Genomic DNA, 14306 nt, shown 5'->3' on the forward strand with positions numbered 1-14306 from the left:
GTCAGGGCTCCGGCTGGATTCCCGGCAGGCGGACGATCTCCTCGGCGAGATAGTCGATCAGCAGCCGCACGCGTGCGATGCCGGCGCGCTCCGGCACGATCAGCATGTTGAGAGGCGTCGATGACAGACGGTGGTCGGGCAGGATGACCGCCACTCTGCCCGCGGCAATGAGGTCGTCGACCAGCCAGGCATGGCTCGCACCGATGCCGCGCCCGGCCACCACGGCCTCTCGAACCCCCAGTCCGTGATTGGTGCGGAAGCAGCTTCTGAACGGCACCTCGTGGCGCGCTCCGTCCGGTCCCATGAGGACGAGCATCTCGCTGCCCGCAACATTGGTCATGCGGATGCCGTCATGCCCGATCAGTTCCTGCGGCATGCTCGGCGTGCCGCGCTTCTCCAGATAGTCCGGCGAGGCGACAAGGAGCCGGTGCGAGTAGCCGAGCGATCGCAGCTTCAGCGAGCTGTCGCTGAGTGGGGCGAGGCGCAGCGCGATGTCGACACCCTCGCGTACGAGGTCGATGCGCTCGTCGGTCAAATTGAGATCGATGGCGATATCCGGGTAGCGATCCTGGAAAGCGAAGACGAGCCGCGTGATGTGCAGGATTCCGAAGGCCGCCGTACAGGAGATCCGGATCGTGCCGGCGGCGGCACCCCGCGCCCCGCGTGCCTCGTCGCCGGCCTGGTCGATCAGGCGGAGGATCTGGACGCAGTTCGCATAATAGCGGCTGCCCTCGTCGGTCAGGGTCACGCGCCGGGTGGTGCGGCTGAGCAGCGGCACGCCGATCGTGTCTTCCAGCTCTTGCAGATGTCGCGAGACCGTGGACTGGCCAATTCCGAGCTCGCGCGCGACCGCGGACAGGCTGCCGCGCTCCGCCACCCGGACGAAGCTGCGCATGTTGACGAGGCTGACGTCAGATTTATCCATAAAGCGGCATGATATTATCGATAACAGCCATATAGTGGATGAGTGAGGTGGCGTCTATGTCTTGGCGAGTTCCAGCAGAGGATCCAGCCATGAACGTCCTGCTCGTCTTTGCCCATCCCGAACCCCGCTCGCTCAACGGCGCCCTGCGCGATGTCGCCGTCGCCGAACTCCAGGCCCAGGGCCATCAGGTGAAGGTCTCAGACCTCTATGCGATGGGCTGGAAGCCGGCCGCCGATCGTGCCGACTTCCCGCAGCTGCCGGCGGAAGCGCGTCTCAACGTCGCCACCGCATCGGGCGAAGCCTTCAAGACCCACACGCTCACCGACGACGTTCGGGCCGAGCAGGACAAGCTGCTCTGGGCCGACGCGGTCATCCTGCAGTTTCCGCTGTGGTGGTTCACGATGCCGGCGATCCTGAAGGGCTGGGTCGACCGGGTCTATTCCTACGGCTTCACCTATGGCGTCGGCGAGCACAGCGACAAGCGCTGGGGCAATCGCTATGGGGAAGGCGTGTTCGCCGGCAAGCGCGCGATGCTGGTGGTCACCACGGGCGGCTGGGAAGAGCATTATTCCGAGCGCGGCATCAACGGGCCGATCGACGACCTCCTGTTTCCCATCAACCACGGCATCCTGTTCTATCCGGGCTTCGACGTGCTGCCGGCGTTCGTGGCGCACAAGGTGAACCGGCTCGATGACGCGGGTTTTTCAAATCTCGCCGAGCGGTTGCGGGCGCGGATGCGGACGCTGTTCACGGCAGAGACGATCCCATACCGGCGGCAGAACCACGGCGACTATCTGATTCCGTCGATGCAGCTGCGGCCCGAACTCGGTGTACCCGGCGCGCGCGGCTTCGCGCTCCATACGGACGCGTCGCGATGACACGTCAGGGCGCGGGGATGACTCAGCCCGCGCCCATCGCGACGGCGATGCGGTAGGTCGTAAACGCCGCCGCATAGGCGAGCGCGAACATGTAGACGAAGGTCACGGCCATCCAACGCCAACTGCCGGTCTCGCGGCGGATGACCGCAAGCGTCGAGGCGCATTGTGGGGCGAAGATGTACCAGGCGAGCAGCGCCAGCGCCGTGGCGAGGCTCCATTTGCTGGCCAGCACCTGGCCGATCTGTTCGGCCGCTTCCTTGCCGCCTTCGATGGCGTAGACGGTGCCGAGCGCAGCGACGGCAACCTCACGGGCGGCCATGCCGGGCACCAGCGCCACTGCGATTTGCCAGTTGAAGCCGACGGGCGTGAGCAGGGGCGCGATCGCCTGGCCGATCATCGCGGCCAGGCTGTAATTGATCGCGGGCTCGGTGGCGGCCTCCGGCGGCTGCGGGAACGAGGCCAGGAACCAGATCAGCACCATCATCGCGAAGATCGTGGTGCCCGCGCGCTGCAGGAACATCTTGGCGCGGGTGTAGACGCCGATCGCGATACCGCGCAGCCGCGGCAGCTTGTAGTCCGGCAGCTCCAGCATGAACGGCGCCGGCTGGTAGTCGCGCATCAGGAAGAACTTGACCAGGAACGACACCAGCAGCGCGCTGACGATGCCCGCCGCATAGAGCCCGAACATCACGAGGCCCTGCAGGTTGATCAGGCCCCAGACCTTGGTCGGCGGGATGAAGGCCGAGATGATCAGCGTATAGACCGGGATGCGCGCCGAGCAGGTCATCAGCGGCGCGATCAGGATCGTCGTCAGACGGTCGCGGCGGTTGTCGATGACGCGCGTCGCCATGATGCCGGGGATCGCGCAGGCGAAGCTGGAGAGCAGCGGGATGAACGCACGGCCATGCAGGCCGGCGCCGCCCATGATGCGGTCCATCAGGAACGCGGCCCGCGCCATATAGCCGAAATCTTCCAGCAGCAGGATGAACAGGAAGATGATGATGATCTGCGGCAGGAAGACGATGACGCTGCCGACGCCTGAGATCACCCCGTTCTGCAGGAAGCTCTGCAGAAGGCCTTCGGGAAGCTGGTCGTGGACCAGCTGGCCGAGTGCATCGAACGCCGCCGACAGCAGCTGCATCAGCGGCTGCGCCCAGGCGAACACGCCCTGGAACATGACGAACAGGATCGCCAGCAGGATGAGGAGGCCGCCGACCGGATGCAGTGCAACGGAATCGATGCGGGCCGTCCAGGTGTCGGGCCGCTCCGGCAGGCTGACCGTGGCCGCGATGATGCGATCGGCTTCGCGCTGGGTCGCGCGCAACTCCGGAACGGTGAGGGGACGCCAGGTGTTGGCGCGGTCACCGGTGGCCGCCTCGGCCCGGGCCAGCAAGTGATCGGTAAGCTGCAGCAGGTCGTCGGTGCCGCCCTTGCGGACGGCGATCGAGGTCACGACAGGGACGCCCAGCGCCTGCGACAGGCCCGCGACATCCACGGTCACGCCACGCCGCTTGGCGATGTCGAACATGTTGAGTACGAGCGCTAGCGGCCGGCCCGTGCTCTTGAGTTCGAGCAGAAGCCGGATCGTCAACCGCAGGTTGGTGGAATCGGCAACGCAGAGCACCAGGTCGGGCAGGACCTCGCCGGTGGCGCGTCCGAGCACGAAATCCCGCGTGATCTCCTCGTCCGGGCTGCGGCCGCGCAGGGAATAGGTGCCCGGCAGGTCGACCAGCGAGATCTGGCGGCCCTGCGGGGTGACGAAGCCGCCCTCTTTCCGCTCGACGGTGACCCCGGGATAGTTCGCAACCTTCTGGCGGCTTCCCGTCAGGGCATTGAAAAGCGAGGTCTTGCCGCTGTTGGGCGTACCCACCAGGGCCAGATGCAGCAGAGGGCTTTCCATGAGCGAGGCTTTCCGCGCGGCTTACGCCACGATCACGGCCATGGCTTCGCGCCGGCGGACCGCGACGGTGATGTTGTCCACGCGGACGGCGATCGGGTCGCGCCCGACGATCCCCTCATGCAGGATTTCGACCCGAGCGCCCTCGACGAAGCCGAGTTCGATCAGTCTGCTCTCCAGCTCGACGTCCGGGAGGGACGACGTCGCGCCGCCAGCGGCAAGATGCTGGATCGTTCCGGTGTAGCCACGCCGGGCCAGACCGAGCGGCAGAGGCGGCCGTGTATCGCAGATTTCGCTCATAGCCTGTATTTTCAATCGCGTGCCAAGAGGTCAAGCGCGGCATGGTCAATGCCGCGGCATCTTAGAGCGATTTTAAACAGACCGGGCGGGCCGCCGTCTGATCTGCCTCAAGGAGCCGCGGCGGATGCCGTGTGCCTGCTGTCCACCGTCGCCTTCGGCTCGAGGCCGGAGGAGGCCGCGGCGCGGCTCTTGAAGTGGTCGAGCACGAACAGCCGGATCGCCGAGGACAGGTTGCCCTGCTGGCGATTGTTGTCGATCTCTCCGACCAGCTCGGACAGGGTCATGTTCCGGAGACCCGAAATCTCCTTCATTCCGTTCCAGAACGCCTCTTCGAGGCTGACGCTGGTCTTGTGACCTGCGACCACGATTGAACGTTTTACGACGGGCGACTTCATCACGCGTCCTCGCCATTGATACGATGTTGATCGAGTAAATCATTCGCGCGCTTGTCGCGTTGTGCGTCAGTTGCGCGTTCGGACTTCGTCCTGCCATGGCGAGCACGGTTGCTTTCGGCGACCCTCGCTGCCTGATCGCGCTCTACGCGCTTTCTAAAACGCTTCAAGTTGATGACGTCCCCCATGCTTGCTCCAATCATCTAAGGCATCGAACGTTGCGAAGAGAGCATGCGCGTTGCGCAGATGAGCCTTGGCGTTATCCAGACAATCACGTCATCGCTCCCTGATAGTTCGATAGCCGTTCGCGACTGTGCGAGCGGGTTTTGTATTCACTGAACGCAGCAGAACTTGTAGTCGAGAGTATCCTTTAGGGGTTAACAGCGAGAATTGCATCACCCCCCGTAGTACTACGGGACTACCGTCATGACCTTCCCGGTCTCGTCATCATCTCTGGCTGTACGAGGCGGTCGAATTCATCCTCAGATACGAAGCCGAGCCGCACGGCTTCCTCTTTCAGCGTGGTGCCGCGCTGATGCGCTGTCTTCGCCACTTTGGCGGCGTTGTCGTAGCCGATCCTCGGCGCGAGCGCTGTCACCAGCATCAGAGAACGCTGCATCATTTCGCGAATTCGCGCTTCGTCCGCCTGGATTCCGGCCACGCAATGTTCGCTGAATGAACGAGCGGCGTCACCTAGTAATTGTATGGACTGCATCATGCAATGTGTGAGTAATGGTTTATAGACGTTCAATTCGAAATGGCCCTGGCTGCCCGCCAGAGTAATTGCGGTGTGATTCCCGAATATCTGGCAGCATACCATGGTCAGCGCTTCGCACTGAGTCGGATTCACCTTCCCCGGCATGATCGAGGAGCCCGGCTCGTTCTCGGGCAGGATCAGCTCGCCGAGCCCCGAACGCGGACCCGAGCCCAGCAGGCGGATGTCGTTGGCGATCTTGAACAGGGCGGTGGCGGCGGCGTTGATCGCGCCGTGCGCATAGACATAGGCGTCGTTCGAAGCCAGAGCTTCGAACTTGTTCGGCGCGCTGGTGAACGGAAGTCCGGTGATCGCGGCGACGTGCTTGGCGAACAGCTCTGCAAATCTCGGATCCGCGTTGAGGCCGGTGCCGACGGCGGTGCCCCCTTGGGCGAGCGGCAACAGGTCGCGTGCGGCCGTCTCGATCCTGGCGACGGCGCTCTCGACCTGCGCGGCATAGCCGGAGAACTCCTGGCCGAGCGTGAGCGGCGTGGCGTCCTGCGTGTGGGTGCGGCCGATCTTGACGATGTCCTTGAACGCCTCCTGCTTGGCGCGCAACGCCGCCAGCAGTTCCGACAGAGCCGGCACGAGATGGCCGGAAATGGCCCGCGCTGCGGCGATATGCATCGCCGTCGGGAACGAGTCGTTGGACGACTGGCTCATGTTGACGTGATCGTTCGGATGCACGGGCTTCTTGGTGCCGCGCTCGCCGCCGAGAAGCTCGCTGGCGCGATTGGCGATCACCTCGTTGAGGTTCATGTTGGTCTGCGTGCCGGAGCCGGTCTGCCAGACCACCAGCGGAAAATGGTCGTCGAGCTTGCCGGCGATGATCTCCTGCGCAGCTTCGATGATCGCATCCGCCATCCGCGGCTCCAGCAGCCCGAGCTCCCGGTTGGTCTGCGCCGCCGCGAGCTTGACGAGCGCCAGCGAATGCACGAGGCCCATCGGCATGCGATCATGCCCGATGCGGAAATTATGCCGGCTGCGCTCGGTCTGCGCGCCCCAATAGCGATCGGCCGCGACTTCGATCGGACCGAAGCTGTCGGTCTCGGTCCGCGTCGGTCCGGAGGACGATGAACTCGCTGATTTTGTCATGACGCATGCCCATGATTGGTCGCGAACCGGCATTCGCCGGTTCAAGCATGCGTCAATCTATGGGCTCCCGGGCCGTTCCGCGCGCGACGAATCGCGCCTACTTCTTGCGAAAGCGGTCGAGACGGACGACCTCGGCGCCTTCGCCTGGGCTGGGCGGAGCGGCCGGCTTGTCCTCGCCTGCGTCGGCTGTCGGACCAGGCAGCGGGGCCGCGACGGCCACCGGGGCAGGAGCAGCCGGAAGCTTCGGGCTGGGCGGCGTTTCGGCGATCGCTTCCGACGGTTCGAATTGCAGGCCGAACTGGACCGACGGGTCGAAGAAGCTCTTGATGGCGTGGAAGGGCACCACCAGCCGCTCCGGGACGCCGCCGAACGACAGCCCAACCTCGAAACGATCCTCCGACACGACCAGATCCCAGAACTGGTGTTGCAGGATGATCGTCATCTCCTCCGGATATTGCGCAAGCAGCCGCGGCGACAATTTCACGCCCTCGGCCTTGGACAGGAAGGTGATGAAGAAATGGTGCTCGCCCGGGAGGCCATGCACGGCGGCATCGCTCAGCACCCGGCGCAGCACCCCGCGCAGCGCATCGCGCGCCAGCACATCGTATCGAATATGATCGGTCGCCATGATCGGTCCTGTATCGTGATGGGCCGCGCCCCGCCTTGCCGCAACACCGCGCCCGCAAGGGCAGCAGCATCCCCGACTCGCGTTTCGTCCATCGTACCCCGGCTGGGCGCCGAGGTCAGCAGCCAAGCCGGTTCGACCGGACATATGGGAACGCGCAGAAGCCGGCGGAAGTCCGGAAGATGAAGGAATGAAAGCGAAGGGGTACCAACGGAAGGGGGGCAAAAGAGGGGGGGGCAAAGGAGGGCGTGCCAAACGAAAGACCCCGCAAAGGACCTCCCATGCGTCGTGCACGTGAAAGTGGAGGCTTCTGTTGCCAGGTGCCTCCGAACCCCGCCTAACGGAGCTTAACCCGTTAGGACTTTAAGGTGGTCTTTCAAACTGCGTTACGCAGCCTGAGCAACCGGAGCAAAGTTGTCGTTGGCAACTATTGCAGTAGCCCGATAACGGCGGAACAATACCGGGAAAAAGCTCGCCCTTTACGCCCTCGTCGATCCTATTTCGCCCCCGCCAAAACCCATGCTTCGGTGGGCTTTGGTGGAGGCGCCGGGTACCGCCCCCGGGTCCGAATGGTTTATTTCGACGGCGATTTATTTCCATAGCCGGCAAGCCGGCACTCCCTATATAGGCCGTCGGCCGCCGGCTGCACAGGGCCCACGGGCCCCGACCTTCGACAAAAATGTGGGCCGTTGCACAGGAACTTTCCGTCCTGCCTTGGCAGACCGGATTTTGTCCTCCTAGAGTGCATCATGCCTCCCGAGATTGCGCCGGCTGTCCATCCCGCGGCCGACATCGCGAAAATTCCGCCCAGCCTGCGCACGCTCTTCTTCGCATTCGCGAAAATGTCGCTGTCGGGCTTCGGGGGCGTGCTGGTGTTCGCCCGCCGCGCGATCGTCGACGAGCACCGCTGGATGACGGCGGAGGAATTCAACGAGACTTTTGCGCTCTGCCACTTTCTCCCCGGACCGAACATCGTGAATCTTGCCATGGTGTTCGGCGCGCGACTGCGAGGGATCGCCGGCGGACTCGCAGCCTTTGCCGGTCTGCTCGGGCCGCCGATGCTGCTGATCACCGCGCTCGGCGCCCTCTACGGTCACTATGGGCAGGCCGAGGCGTTGCGGCGGGCGCTCGAAGGCGTGTCCTGCGTCGCCGTGGGCCTGCTGGCCTCGGTGGTGCTTCGCATGATCTCGCCGCTCCTGAAGAAGAGCGACGTGCTCGGCCTCGTCGTCATGGCCGCCGTCTTCGTCGCGATCGGGCTGGCGCGTCTGCCGCTCCAGGAGGTTCTGCTGGTGGCCGTGCCGCTCAGTCTTGCGATCACCTATGCCAGGGCGCGGTGGGCCCGATGAGCGGGGACGACAATCCGCTGTCGCAGCTGTTCTGGACCTTCGCACTGATTTCGCTGTTTGCGGTCGGCGGCGCTGTGGCCGCGATTCCCGAATTGCACCGCATTGCGGTCGATGTCCGGCACTGGATGACCGACAAGCAGTTCGCCGATGCGTTCGCGCTGTCGCAATTGTCGCCCGGTCCCAACGTCATGATCGTCGCCCTGATCGGCTATTCGGTCGCAGGCGTTGCGGGTGCCGCGGTTGCAACGCTTGCGATGTGCGGCCCGACGGCCGTTCTCGCTTATGCCGTCAGCCGCTGGCTGTCGAACGCGAAAGGCGCGCGCTGGCCCGCGCTGGTGCAGGCCGCGCTGGTGCCGCTGTCGATTGGCCTGATGGCCGCGAGTGCATGGATTCTCGGGCAGGCCTCGGATCAGAGCTGGCGGGCGTTCGCGCTGACGATCATTGCGGCCGTCGTTGCATCCTTGGCGCGACTCAATCCGCTCTGGCTGCTGGCCGCGGGAGGATGTCTTGGTTTTGCTGGCCTTCTCTAGGGAAAGCCGCTAGGCAAAAACTGAAGTGGGTCCGGATTGCTTCGGGCCGCCGAACGAGAACAGTGCCGGCCGTCAAGGCCGATCGGGGAGGGCGAGGACATGGCCGAGACCACGGGCCAATTGTCAGGTGGGACAGCGAGCGTGCCTGGTGCACGCAGCATGACTGGCGCATCGATCATTCTGGTCCTTGCCTTCGCGCCGCAACTCATCGAGCTGCTGATCGCGTTGGCCGGTGTCGTCGCGCCGCTGTCCGGCCGCGGTCCGCTGCAGGTCATCTCGGCACATGCGTCGGCCTTGTCGATCGCCATCCCGAGCCTGGCGCAGCAATATGCCGCAGGCGGCAAGTCCTCATTGTCCTCCGACGTCCTGCTGGCGCTCATCTACACCTACCCGCTGATCGCCGTCGCCGTGTTTACGTTCATGGTGCGGCCGCGCGCGCCGCAGGACTATTTCGGCGGCGTTGTGCTGATGGCGATCGCGCTGTTCGCGCTTTGGGCCTCCAGCGATCTGCAGGGCATGCGCGGATTCTCGTTCGGGGCCGGAACCGCACCGCGCATGTTCGGCCTGCTGCTGCTGGGGCTCGGCGCTGCCGTGGCCGTGATCGGCGTCGTCACTCCGGGGGCGCAGCTTGCGACCTATCATTGGCGCGGGCCGCTGTTCGTCTCTCTTGCGATCCTCACCTTCGCCGTCGCGATTCGGCCGCTCGGCCTCCTGGTCGTGGGGCTCGCGAGCTTCCTGATCGCGGCGATCGGCAGTCCGGAGACGCGCTGGCGCGAGGCGCTGATCGTCGGGGTCTGCCTGACCGGCGGCTGTGCGCTCCTGTTCCCCTATGTGCTGGGGCTGCCGATGCCGCTCCTGCCGCGTTTCCTTCTGCAATGAGGGCGTGATGGACCTGTTTGCAAATCTCGCCCACGGTTTCGCGGTCGCGCTGTCGCCGATCAATCTTCTGATGTGCCTGATCGGGGCGCTGGTCGGCACGCTGGTCGGCGTGCTCCCGGGCATCGGGACGATCGCCACCGTCGCGATGCTGCTGCCGATCACCTTCGGCCTGCCGCCGGTCGGCGCGCTGATCATGCTGGCCGGCATCTACTATGGCGCCCAGTATGGCGGCTCGACCACGTCGATCCTGGTCAACATACCAGGCGAGGCGACGTCGGTGGTGACCGCGCTCGACGGCTTCCAGATGGCCAAGCAGGGGCGTGCCGGCCCGGCGCTGGCGATCGCCGCGATCGGCTCGTTCTTCGCCGGCTGCGTCGCGACCGTTCTGATCGCGATCCTCGGCGCGCCCTTGACCAAGCTCGCACTGGCGTTCGGCCCGGCCGAATACTTCTCGCTGATGGTGCTCGGCCTGATCTTCGCGGTCGTGCTCGCGAAGGGCTCGGTGCTGAAGGCGATCGCGATGATCGTGCTCGGCCTGTTGCTGTCGATGGTCGGTTCCGACATCGAGACCGGCGTCTCGCGCATGGCCTTCAACATCCCCGAGCTCGCCGACGGTCTGGGCTTCGCCACCGTCGCGATGGGCGTGTTCGGCTTCGCCGAGATCATCCGCAACCTCGATGCCGGGGCGGGGATGGACCGCGACCTCGTGCAGAAGAAGATCACCGGCCTGATGCCGACGCGGAAGGATATGAAGGATTCCACGCCGGCGATCCTGCGCGGCACCGTGCTCGGCTCGATCCTCGGCATCCTGCCGGGCGGCGGCGCCGTGATCGCCTCGTTCGCGGCCTACACGCTCGAGAAGAAGCTCGCGAGGGATCCGTCGCGCTTCGGCCGCGGCGCGATCGAAGGCGTCGCTGCGCCGGAGAGCGCCAACAACGCCGCGGCGCAGACCTCCTTCATTCCGCTGCTCACCCTCGGCATCCCGCCGAACGCGGTGATGGCGCTGATGGTCGGCGCGATGACCATCCACGGCATCGTGCCGGGCCCGCAGGTGATGCAGAAGCAGCCCGATCTGGTCTGGGGCATGATCGCCTCGATGTGGATCGGCAATTTGATGCTGATCATCATCAACCTGCCGCTGGTCGGCATCTGGGTGCGGCTGCTGCGCGTGCCCTATCGGCTGATGTTCCCCTCGATCGTGATCTTCTGCGCGATCGGCATCTATTCGGTGAACAATGCGCCGGTCGATGTCGTGCTCGCAGGCGCGTTCGGCCTGGTCGGCTACTGGCTGATCAAGCATGATTTCGAGCCGGCGCCGCTGCTGCTCGGCATGGTCCTGGGGCCGCTGATGGAGGAGAACCTGCGCCGGGCGCTGCTGATCTCGCGCGGCGACTGGTCGGTGTTCCTGACCCGGCCGGTGTCCGCCATTCTGCTCGCGATCGCCATGGGACTGCTGGTGCTGGCCGTGCTGCCGACACTGCGCCGCAAGCGCGACGAGGTCTTCGTGGAGAGCGAGGGCTGACCTGCGGCCGCACGCCGCAGCCGCAAGTCGAATCGACCTCTGACAAGGCGCTGTGATGCCGCTATCACCAGCGCAGTCCCGCAGCGGAGCGGGCGACGAGGGAGGTAATTTCGATGAGCTGGTGCGGTCGTGCACTTTCGATCGGTTGGCTGCCGGTGATCGCCGGCCTTCTTGCCGGGGTCGGCGTGGCGACGACGCCGGCCAAGGCGCAGAACTATCCGACGCGCAGCATCACGATGATCGTACCGTTCGCCGCCGGCGGCCCGACGGACGTCATCGCGCGCATCGTCACCGGGCACATGGCGCAGACGCTCGGCCAGAGCATCATCATCGAGAACGTCGTCGGCGCCGGCGGTACCACCGCGACCACGCGCGCGGCCCGCGCCGCCAATGACGGCTACACGCTGATCACCGGCCACATGGGCACTCATGCCGCCGCGGTGCCGCTCTATCCGAAACTCGCCTATCATCCGGAGAAGGATTTCGAGCCGGTCGCGCTGCTTGCGGGCACGCCGATCCTGATCCTGGCGCGCAAGGATTTCGCGCCGAAGGATACAAAGGAGTTCGTCGACTACATCAAGGCCAACAGCGAGAAGGTCAACGCCGCTCATGCCGGCGTCGGGTCGGTCTCGCATGTGTCGTGCGAACTCCTGAACTCGATCCTCGACGTCAAGCCGGTCGGCGTCCCCTTCAATGGCACGGGGCCTGCGATGAACGCGCTGGTCGGGGGGCAGGTCGACTACATGTGCGACCAGATCGTCAACGCGGTGCCGCAGATCAACGCCGGCACCATCAAGGCCTATGCGATCGCAACGCCCGAGCGCAATCCGGCGCTGCCCAACGTCCCCACCACGACGGAAGCCGGCCTGCCGAAGTTCCAGGCCCAGGCCTGGAACGCGATTTTCGCGCCGAAAGGCACCCCGGCACCGATCATCGCCAAGCTCAATGCCGCCGCCGCCAAGGCGCTCGACGACGAGGGCGTGCGCAAGCGCCTGCTCGAACTCGGCAGCGTCATTCCCGGCGCTGCGGACCGCACGCCGGAGGCCCTGGGGGCGCTGGTGAAGGGCGAAGTCGTCAAATGGAGCGCTGTGCTGAAGCCGGCGAGCTAGCCTGCCGGCAGACGACCAGGACAGGAGGGGGCGGACCGCAGGGTTCCGCCCCTTGCCATTTGCGGCGCGGCGACCGACATTTTTCAGGGTATAATCGGCGACCGGGCCGAGTCGAGACTAGGGCTCGGCGAACCCCGCCGTTAAATTCGCCGCCTTCTGCGAAAGGCCGCCAGCGCGAACCATGCATCAGTATCACGATCTGCTCGAACGCATCCTGTCCGACGGCGCGGAGAAGCACGACCGCACCGGCACCGGCACGCTGTCGGTGTTCGGCCACCAGATGCGCTTCAATCTCGCCGCCGGCTTTCCGCTTCTGACCACCAAGCGGCTGCCGCTGAAGGCGATCGTGCACGAGCTGCTGTGGTTTCTGAAGGGTGACACCAACATCAAATATCTGCACGACCACGGCGTGACGATCTGGGACGAGTGGGCCGATGCCAACGGCGATCTCGGCCCGGTCTACGGCTACCAGTGGCGCTCATGGCCGACCCCCGACGGTGGCCATATCGACCAGATCACGAACGTCGTCGACATGATCCGCCGCAATCCGGATTCGCGCCGTCTGATCGTCACGGCCTGGAATCCGGCCGACGTCGAGAAGATGGCGCTGCCGCCGTGCCACTGCCTGTTCCAGTTCTACGTGGCGAACGGCAAGCTGTCGTGCCAGCTCTATCAGCGCTCGGCCGACGTCTTCCTCGGCGTGCCCTTCAACATCGCCTCCTACGCGCTGCTGACGATGATGGTGGCGCAGGTCACGGGCCTGAAGCTCGGGGAGTTCGTGCATTCGTTCGGCGACGTGCACCTCTATTCCAACCACATCGAGCAGGCCCGCCTGCAGCTGACCCGCGCGCCCCGTCCGCTGCCGACCATGACGCTCAACCCTGGTGTCACGGACATCTTCGGCTTCCGCTACGAGGATTTTGCGCTCGCCGGCTACGATCCGCATCCGCACATCAAGGCCGCGGTCGCGGTGTAACGCATGTCGCTGTCCATCCGCCGCGCCCGGCCCGACGACATCGGCGTCGTATTTGCGCTGATCAAGGAGCTCGCCGACTACGAGAAGCTCGCCCACGAGATCGTGGCCACCGAGGTCGACATCGCCGGCGCATTGTTCTGCGAGCATCCGACGCTGTTCTGCGACATCGCCGAATGGAACGGCGAGGTCGCGGGCTTCGCGGTCTGGTTCGTCAACTTCTCCACCTTTGCCGGAAAGCCCGGCCTCTATCTCGAGGACCTGTTCGTCCGCCCGGCATTCCGTCGCAACGGCATCGGCCAGGCGCTGCTCGGCCATCTCGCCGCGACCTGCGTGCAGCGCGACTGGGCGCGGCTGCAATGGTCGGTGCTCGACTGGAACGCGCCGTCGATCACCTTCTACAAATCGCTCGGGGCGGAGCTGATGGACGAGTGGACCCTGTGCAAGGTGACGGGCGAAGCACTGACTCGGCTGGCGGAGAAGGCGCCATGATCGAGATCGTTCTCGTCGTCGCGATCGCCGACAACCGCGTGATTGGTGCCGCCGGTGGCATTCCGTGGCGGCAGAAGAGCGACATGCAACGTCTTAAGGCCATGACGATGGGGCGGCCGATCGTGATGGGGCGCAAGACATTCATCTCGTTTCCGCGCCGGCCGCTGCCCGGCCGCACCAACATCGTCATCACCCGCGATTCTCAGTTTCGCGCGCCCGGCGCGGTCGTGACCCACACCGTCGACGAGGCGCTCGCCATTGCGCGGGGCGATGCGCTGCGGCGTTCAGCCGCGGAGATCGCGATCCTCGGCGGCGCCGAGATCTATGCGGCGACGATGCCGTTGGCCGACCGGCTGGAGATCACCGAGGTGCATGCGAGTCCTTCGGGCGATACGCTGTTTCCCTCGATCGATCCCGCCCAATGGGAGGAGACGGCGCGCAAGCGTCATGCCTCGGGTCCCGATGATCAGGCCGAATATTCCTACGTGACCTATCGCCGGCGGCGGTGAGCGTTTCTCTCCGCGGACCGATGCGGCCGCCACTCCAAGACCATCCGTTAATGATGAAGTCGCGTTGTTTGGCCGCGCCG

16 protein-coding genes and 1 other RNA gene are annotated in these 14306 nt (G+C 65.3%); 9 read left to right on the forward strand and 8 right to left on the reverse strand.

Annotation, left to right across the window (positions count from 1 at the left end):
• Position 1: 1 nt before the first annotated feature.
• Positions 2 to 925: a LysR family transcriptional regulator gene (locus tag QXZ94_RS33965; protein ID WP_315725837.1), complete on the reverse strand. Its 924-nt coding sequence runs from the start codon at positions 923 to 925 to the stop codon at positions 2 to 4.
• An 89-nt stretch (positions 926 to 1014) separates the two neighbouring features.
• Here QXZ94_RS33965 and QXZ94_RS33970 point away from each other — a divergent pair, with 89 nt between their 5' ends.
• The gene (locus tag QXZ94_RS33970; protein ID WP_315725840.1) at positions 1015 to 1803 is read left to right on the forward strand and encodes an NAD(P)H-dependent oxidoreductase; all 789 of its coding nucleotides are present in this window, start codon (positions 1015 to 1017) and stop codon (positions 1801 to 1803) included.
• Positions 1804 to 1825: 22 nt separating this feature from the next.
• On the opposite strand, the gene QXZ94_RS33975 is transcribed toward QXZ94_RS33970, so the two are convergent.
• The 7 genes from QXZ94_RS33975 to ssrA form a co-directional block, all read right to left on the reverse strand.
• On the reverse strand, positions 1826 to 3703 hold the full coding sequence (locus QXZ94_RS33975; protein WP_172110981.1) for a ferrous iron transporter B: 1878 nt from the start codon (positions 3701 to 3703) through the stop codon (positions 1826 to 1828).
• Positions 3704 to 3724: 21 nt separating this feature from the next.
• Complete coding sequence (locus tag QXZ94_RS33980; protein WP_172110980.1) at positions 3725 to 4000, reverse strand: ferrous iron transport protein A; 276 nt, start codon at positions 3998 to 4000, stop codon at positions 3725 to 3727.
• 107 nt (positions 4001 to 4107) lie between these two features.
• Complete coding sequence (locus QXZ94_RS33985; protein ID WP_172110979.1) at positions 4108 to 4395, reverse strand: ribbon-helix-helix domain-containing protein; 288 nt, start codon at positions 4393 to 4395, stop codon at positions 4108 to 4110.
• The gene (locus QXZ94_RS33990) at positions 4395 to 4580 is read right to left on the reverse strand and encodes a DUF4169 family protein (RefSeq protein ID WP_315725845.1); all 186 of its coding nucleotides are present in this window, start codon (positions 4578 to 4580) and stop codon (positions 4395 to 4397) included. The genes QXZ94_RS33985 and QXZ94_RS33990 overlap by 1 nt, the downstream gene beginning before the upstream one ends.
• Positions 4581 to 4816: 236 nt before the next feature.
• On the reverse strand, positions 4817 to 6241 hold the full coding sequence (gene fumC / locus QXZ94_RS33995) for a class II fumarate hydratase (protein WP_315725847.1): 1425 nt from the start codon (positions 6239 to 6241) through the stop codon (positions 4817 to 4819).
• A gap of 97 nt (positions 6242 to 6338) precedes the next feature.
• On the reverse strand, positions 6339 to 6869 hold the full coding sequence (locus tag QXZ94_RS34000; protein ID WP_315725849.1) for an SspB family protein: 531 nt from the start codon (positions 6867 to 6869) through the stop codon (positions 6339 to 6341).
• A 296-nt stretch (positions 6870 to 7165) separates the two neighbouring features.
• Positions 7166 to 7520, reverse strand: a transfer-messenger RNA (tmRNA) gene (gene ssrA / locus QXZ94_RS34005).
• 95 nt (positions 7521 to 7615) lie between these two features.
• On the opposite strand from ssrA, the gene QXZ94_RS34010 reads away from it, so the two are divergent.
• The 8 genes from QXZ94_RS34010 (at position 7616) to QXZ94_RS34045 (ending at position 14226) form a co-directional block, all read left to right on the forward strand.
• The gene (locus QXZ94_RS34010; RefSeq protein WP_315725851.1) at positions 7616 to 8212 is read left to right on the forward strand and encodes a chromate transporter; all 597 of its coding nucleotides are present in this window, start codon (positions 7616 to 7618) and stop codon (positions 8210 to 8212) included.
• Positions 8209 to 8742, forward strand: coding sequence for a chromate transporter (locus QXZ94_RS34015; protein WP_315725854.1), 534 nt, complete (start codon positions 8209 to 8211; stop codon positions 8740 to 8742). Before QXZ94_RS34010 ends, QXZ94_RS34015 begins: the two co-directional genes overlap by 4 nt.
• 99 nt (positions 8743 to 8841) lie before the next feature.
• Positions 8842 to 9621 carry a tripartite tricarboxylate transporter TctB family protein gene (locus tag QXZ94_RS34020; RefSeq protein ID WP_315725856.1) on the forward strand — a complete coding sequence of 260 codons (780 nt, stop codon included), beginning with the start codon at positions 8842 to 8844 and terminating at the stop codon, positions 9619 to 9621.
• Positions 9622 to 9628: 7 nt separating this feature from the next.
• Complete coding sequence (locus QXZ94_RS34025) at positions 9629 to 11143, forward strand: tripartite tricarboxylate transporter permease (protein WP_315725858.1); 1515 nt, start codon at positions 9629 to 9631, stop codon at positions 11141 to 11143.
• Positions 11144 to 11256: 113 nt separating this feature from the next.
• Entirely contained in the window at positions 11257 to 12252 is a 996-nt protein-coding gene (locus QXZ94_RS34030; protein WP_315725860.1) for a tripartite tricarboxylate transporter substrate-binding protein, read from the forward strand.
• 181 nt (positions 12253 to 12433) lie between these two features.
• Positions 12434 to 13228 (forward strand): thymidylate synthase, encoded by a 795-nt coding sequence (locus QXZ94_RS34035; RefSeq protein ID WP_315725862.1) that lies wholly within the window; start codon positions 12434 to 12436, stop codon positions 13226 to 13228.
• A 3-nt stretch (positions 13229 to 13231) separates the two neighbouring features.
• Positions 13232 to 13717 carry a GNAT family N-acetyltransferase gene (locus QXZ94_RS34040; RefSeq protein ID WP_315725864.1) on the forward strand — a complete coding sequence of 162 codons (486 nt, stop codon included), beginning with the start codon at positions 13232 to 13234 and terminating at the stop codon, positions 13715 to 13717.
• Positions 13714 to 14226, forward strand: coding sequence for a dihydrofolate reductase (locus QXZ94_RS34045; RefSeq protein WP_315725866.1), 513 nt, complete (start codon positions 13714 to 13716; stop codon positions 14224 to 14226). Before QXZ94_RS34040 ends, QXZ94_RS34045 begins: the two co-directional genes overlap by 4 nt.
• The last annotated feature ends 80 nt before the right edge of the window (positions 14227 to 14306 follow it).

Source organism: Bradyrhizobium sp. SZCCHNS2022, from assembly GCF_032377575.1.
GTDB lineage: Bacteria > Pseudomonadota > Alphaproteobacteria > Rhizobiales > Xanthobacteraceae > Bradyrhizobium > Bradyrhizobium aeschynomenes.

What these genes read in the sequence shown, in the direction of transcription:
- QXZ94_RS33965 (WP_315725837.1), bottom strand. Translation starts at nt 925, where the DNA reads ATGGATAAATCTGACGTCAGCCTCGTCAACATGCGCAGCTTCGTCCGG.
- QXZ94_RS33970 (WP_315725840.1), top strand. Translation starts at nt 1,015, where the DNA reads ATGAACGTCCTGCTCGTCTTTGCCCATCCCGAACCCCGCTCGCTCAAC.
- QXZ94_RS33975 (WP_172110981.1), bottom strand. Translation starts at nt 3,703, where the DNA reads ATGGAAAGCCCTCTGCTGCATCTGGCCCTGGTGGGTACGCCCAACAGC.
- QXZ94_RS33980 (WP_172110980.1), bottom strand. Translation starts at nt 4,000, where the DNA reads ATGAGCGAAATCTGCGATACACGGCCGCCTCTGCCGCTCGGTCTGGCC.
- QXZ94_RS33985 (WP_172110979.1), bottom strand. Translation starts at nt 4,395, where the DNA reads ATGAAGTCGCCCGTCGTAAAACGTTCAATCGTGGTCGCAGGTCACAAG.
- QXZ94_RS33990 (WP_315725845.1), bottom strand. Translation starts at nt 4,580, where the DNA reads ATGGGGGACGTCATCAACTTGAAGCGTTTTAGAAAGCGCGTAGAGCGC.
- fumC (WP_315725847.1), bottom strand. Translation starts at nt 6,241, where the DNA reads ATGACAAAATCAGCGAGTTCATCGTCCTCCGGACCGACGCGGACCGAG.
- QXZ94_RS34000 (WP_315725849.1), bottom strand. Translation starts at nt 6,869, where the DNA reads ATGGCGACCGATCATATTCGATACGATGTGCTGGCGCGCGATGCGCTG.
- QXZ94_RS34010 (WP_315725851.1), top strand. Translation starts at nt 7,616, where the DNA reads ATGCCTCCCGAGATTGCGCCGGCTGTCCATCCCGCGGCCGACATCGCG.
- QXZ94_RS34015 (WP_315725854.1), top strand. Translation starts at nt 8,209, where the DNA reads ATGAGCGGGGACGACAATCCGCTGTCGCAGCTGTTCTGGACCTTCGCA.
- QXZ94_RS34020 (WP_315725856.1), top strand. Translation starts at nt 8,842, where the DNA reads ATGGCCGAGACCACGGGCCAATTGTCAGGTGGGACAGCGAGCGTGCCT.
- QXZ94_RS34025 (WP_315725858.1), top strand. Translation starts at nt 9,629, where the DNA reads ATGGACCTGTTTGCAAATCTCGCCCACGGTTTCGCGGTCGCGCTGTCG.
- QXZ94_RS34030 (WP_315725860.1), top strand. Translation starts at nt 11,257, where the DNA reads ATGAGCTGGTGCGGTCGTGCACTTTCGATCGGTTGGCTGCCGGTGATC.
- QXZ94_RS34035 (WP_315725862.1), top strand. Translation starts at nt 12,434, where the DNA reads ATGCATCAGTATCACGATCTGCTCGAACGCATCCTGTCCGACGGCGCG.
- QXZ94_RS34040 (WP_315725864.1), top strand. Translation starts at nt 13,232, where the DNA reads ATGTCGCTGTCCATCCGCCGCGCCCGGCCCGACGACATCGGCGTCGTA.
- QXZ94_RS34045 (WP_315725866.1), top strand. Translation starts at nt 13,714, where the DNA reads ATGATCGAGATCGTTCTCGTCGTCGCGATCGCCGACAACCGCGTGATT.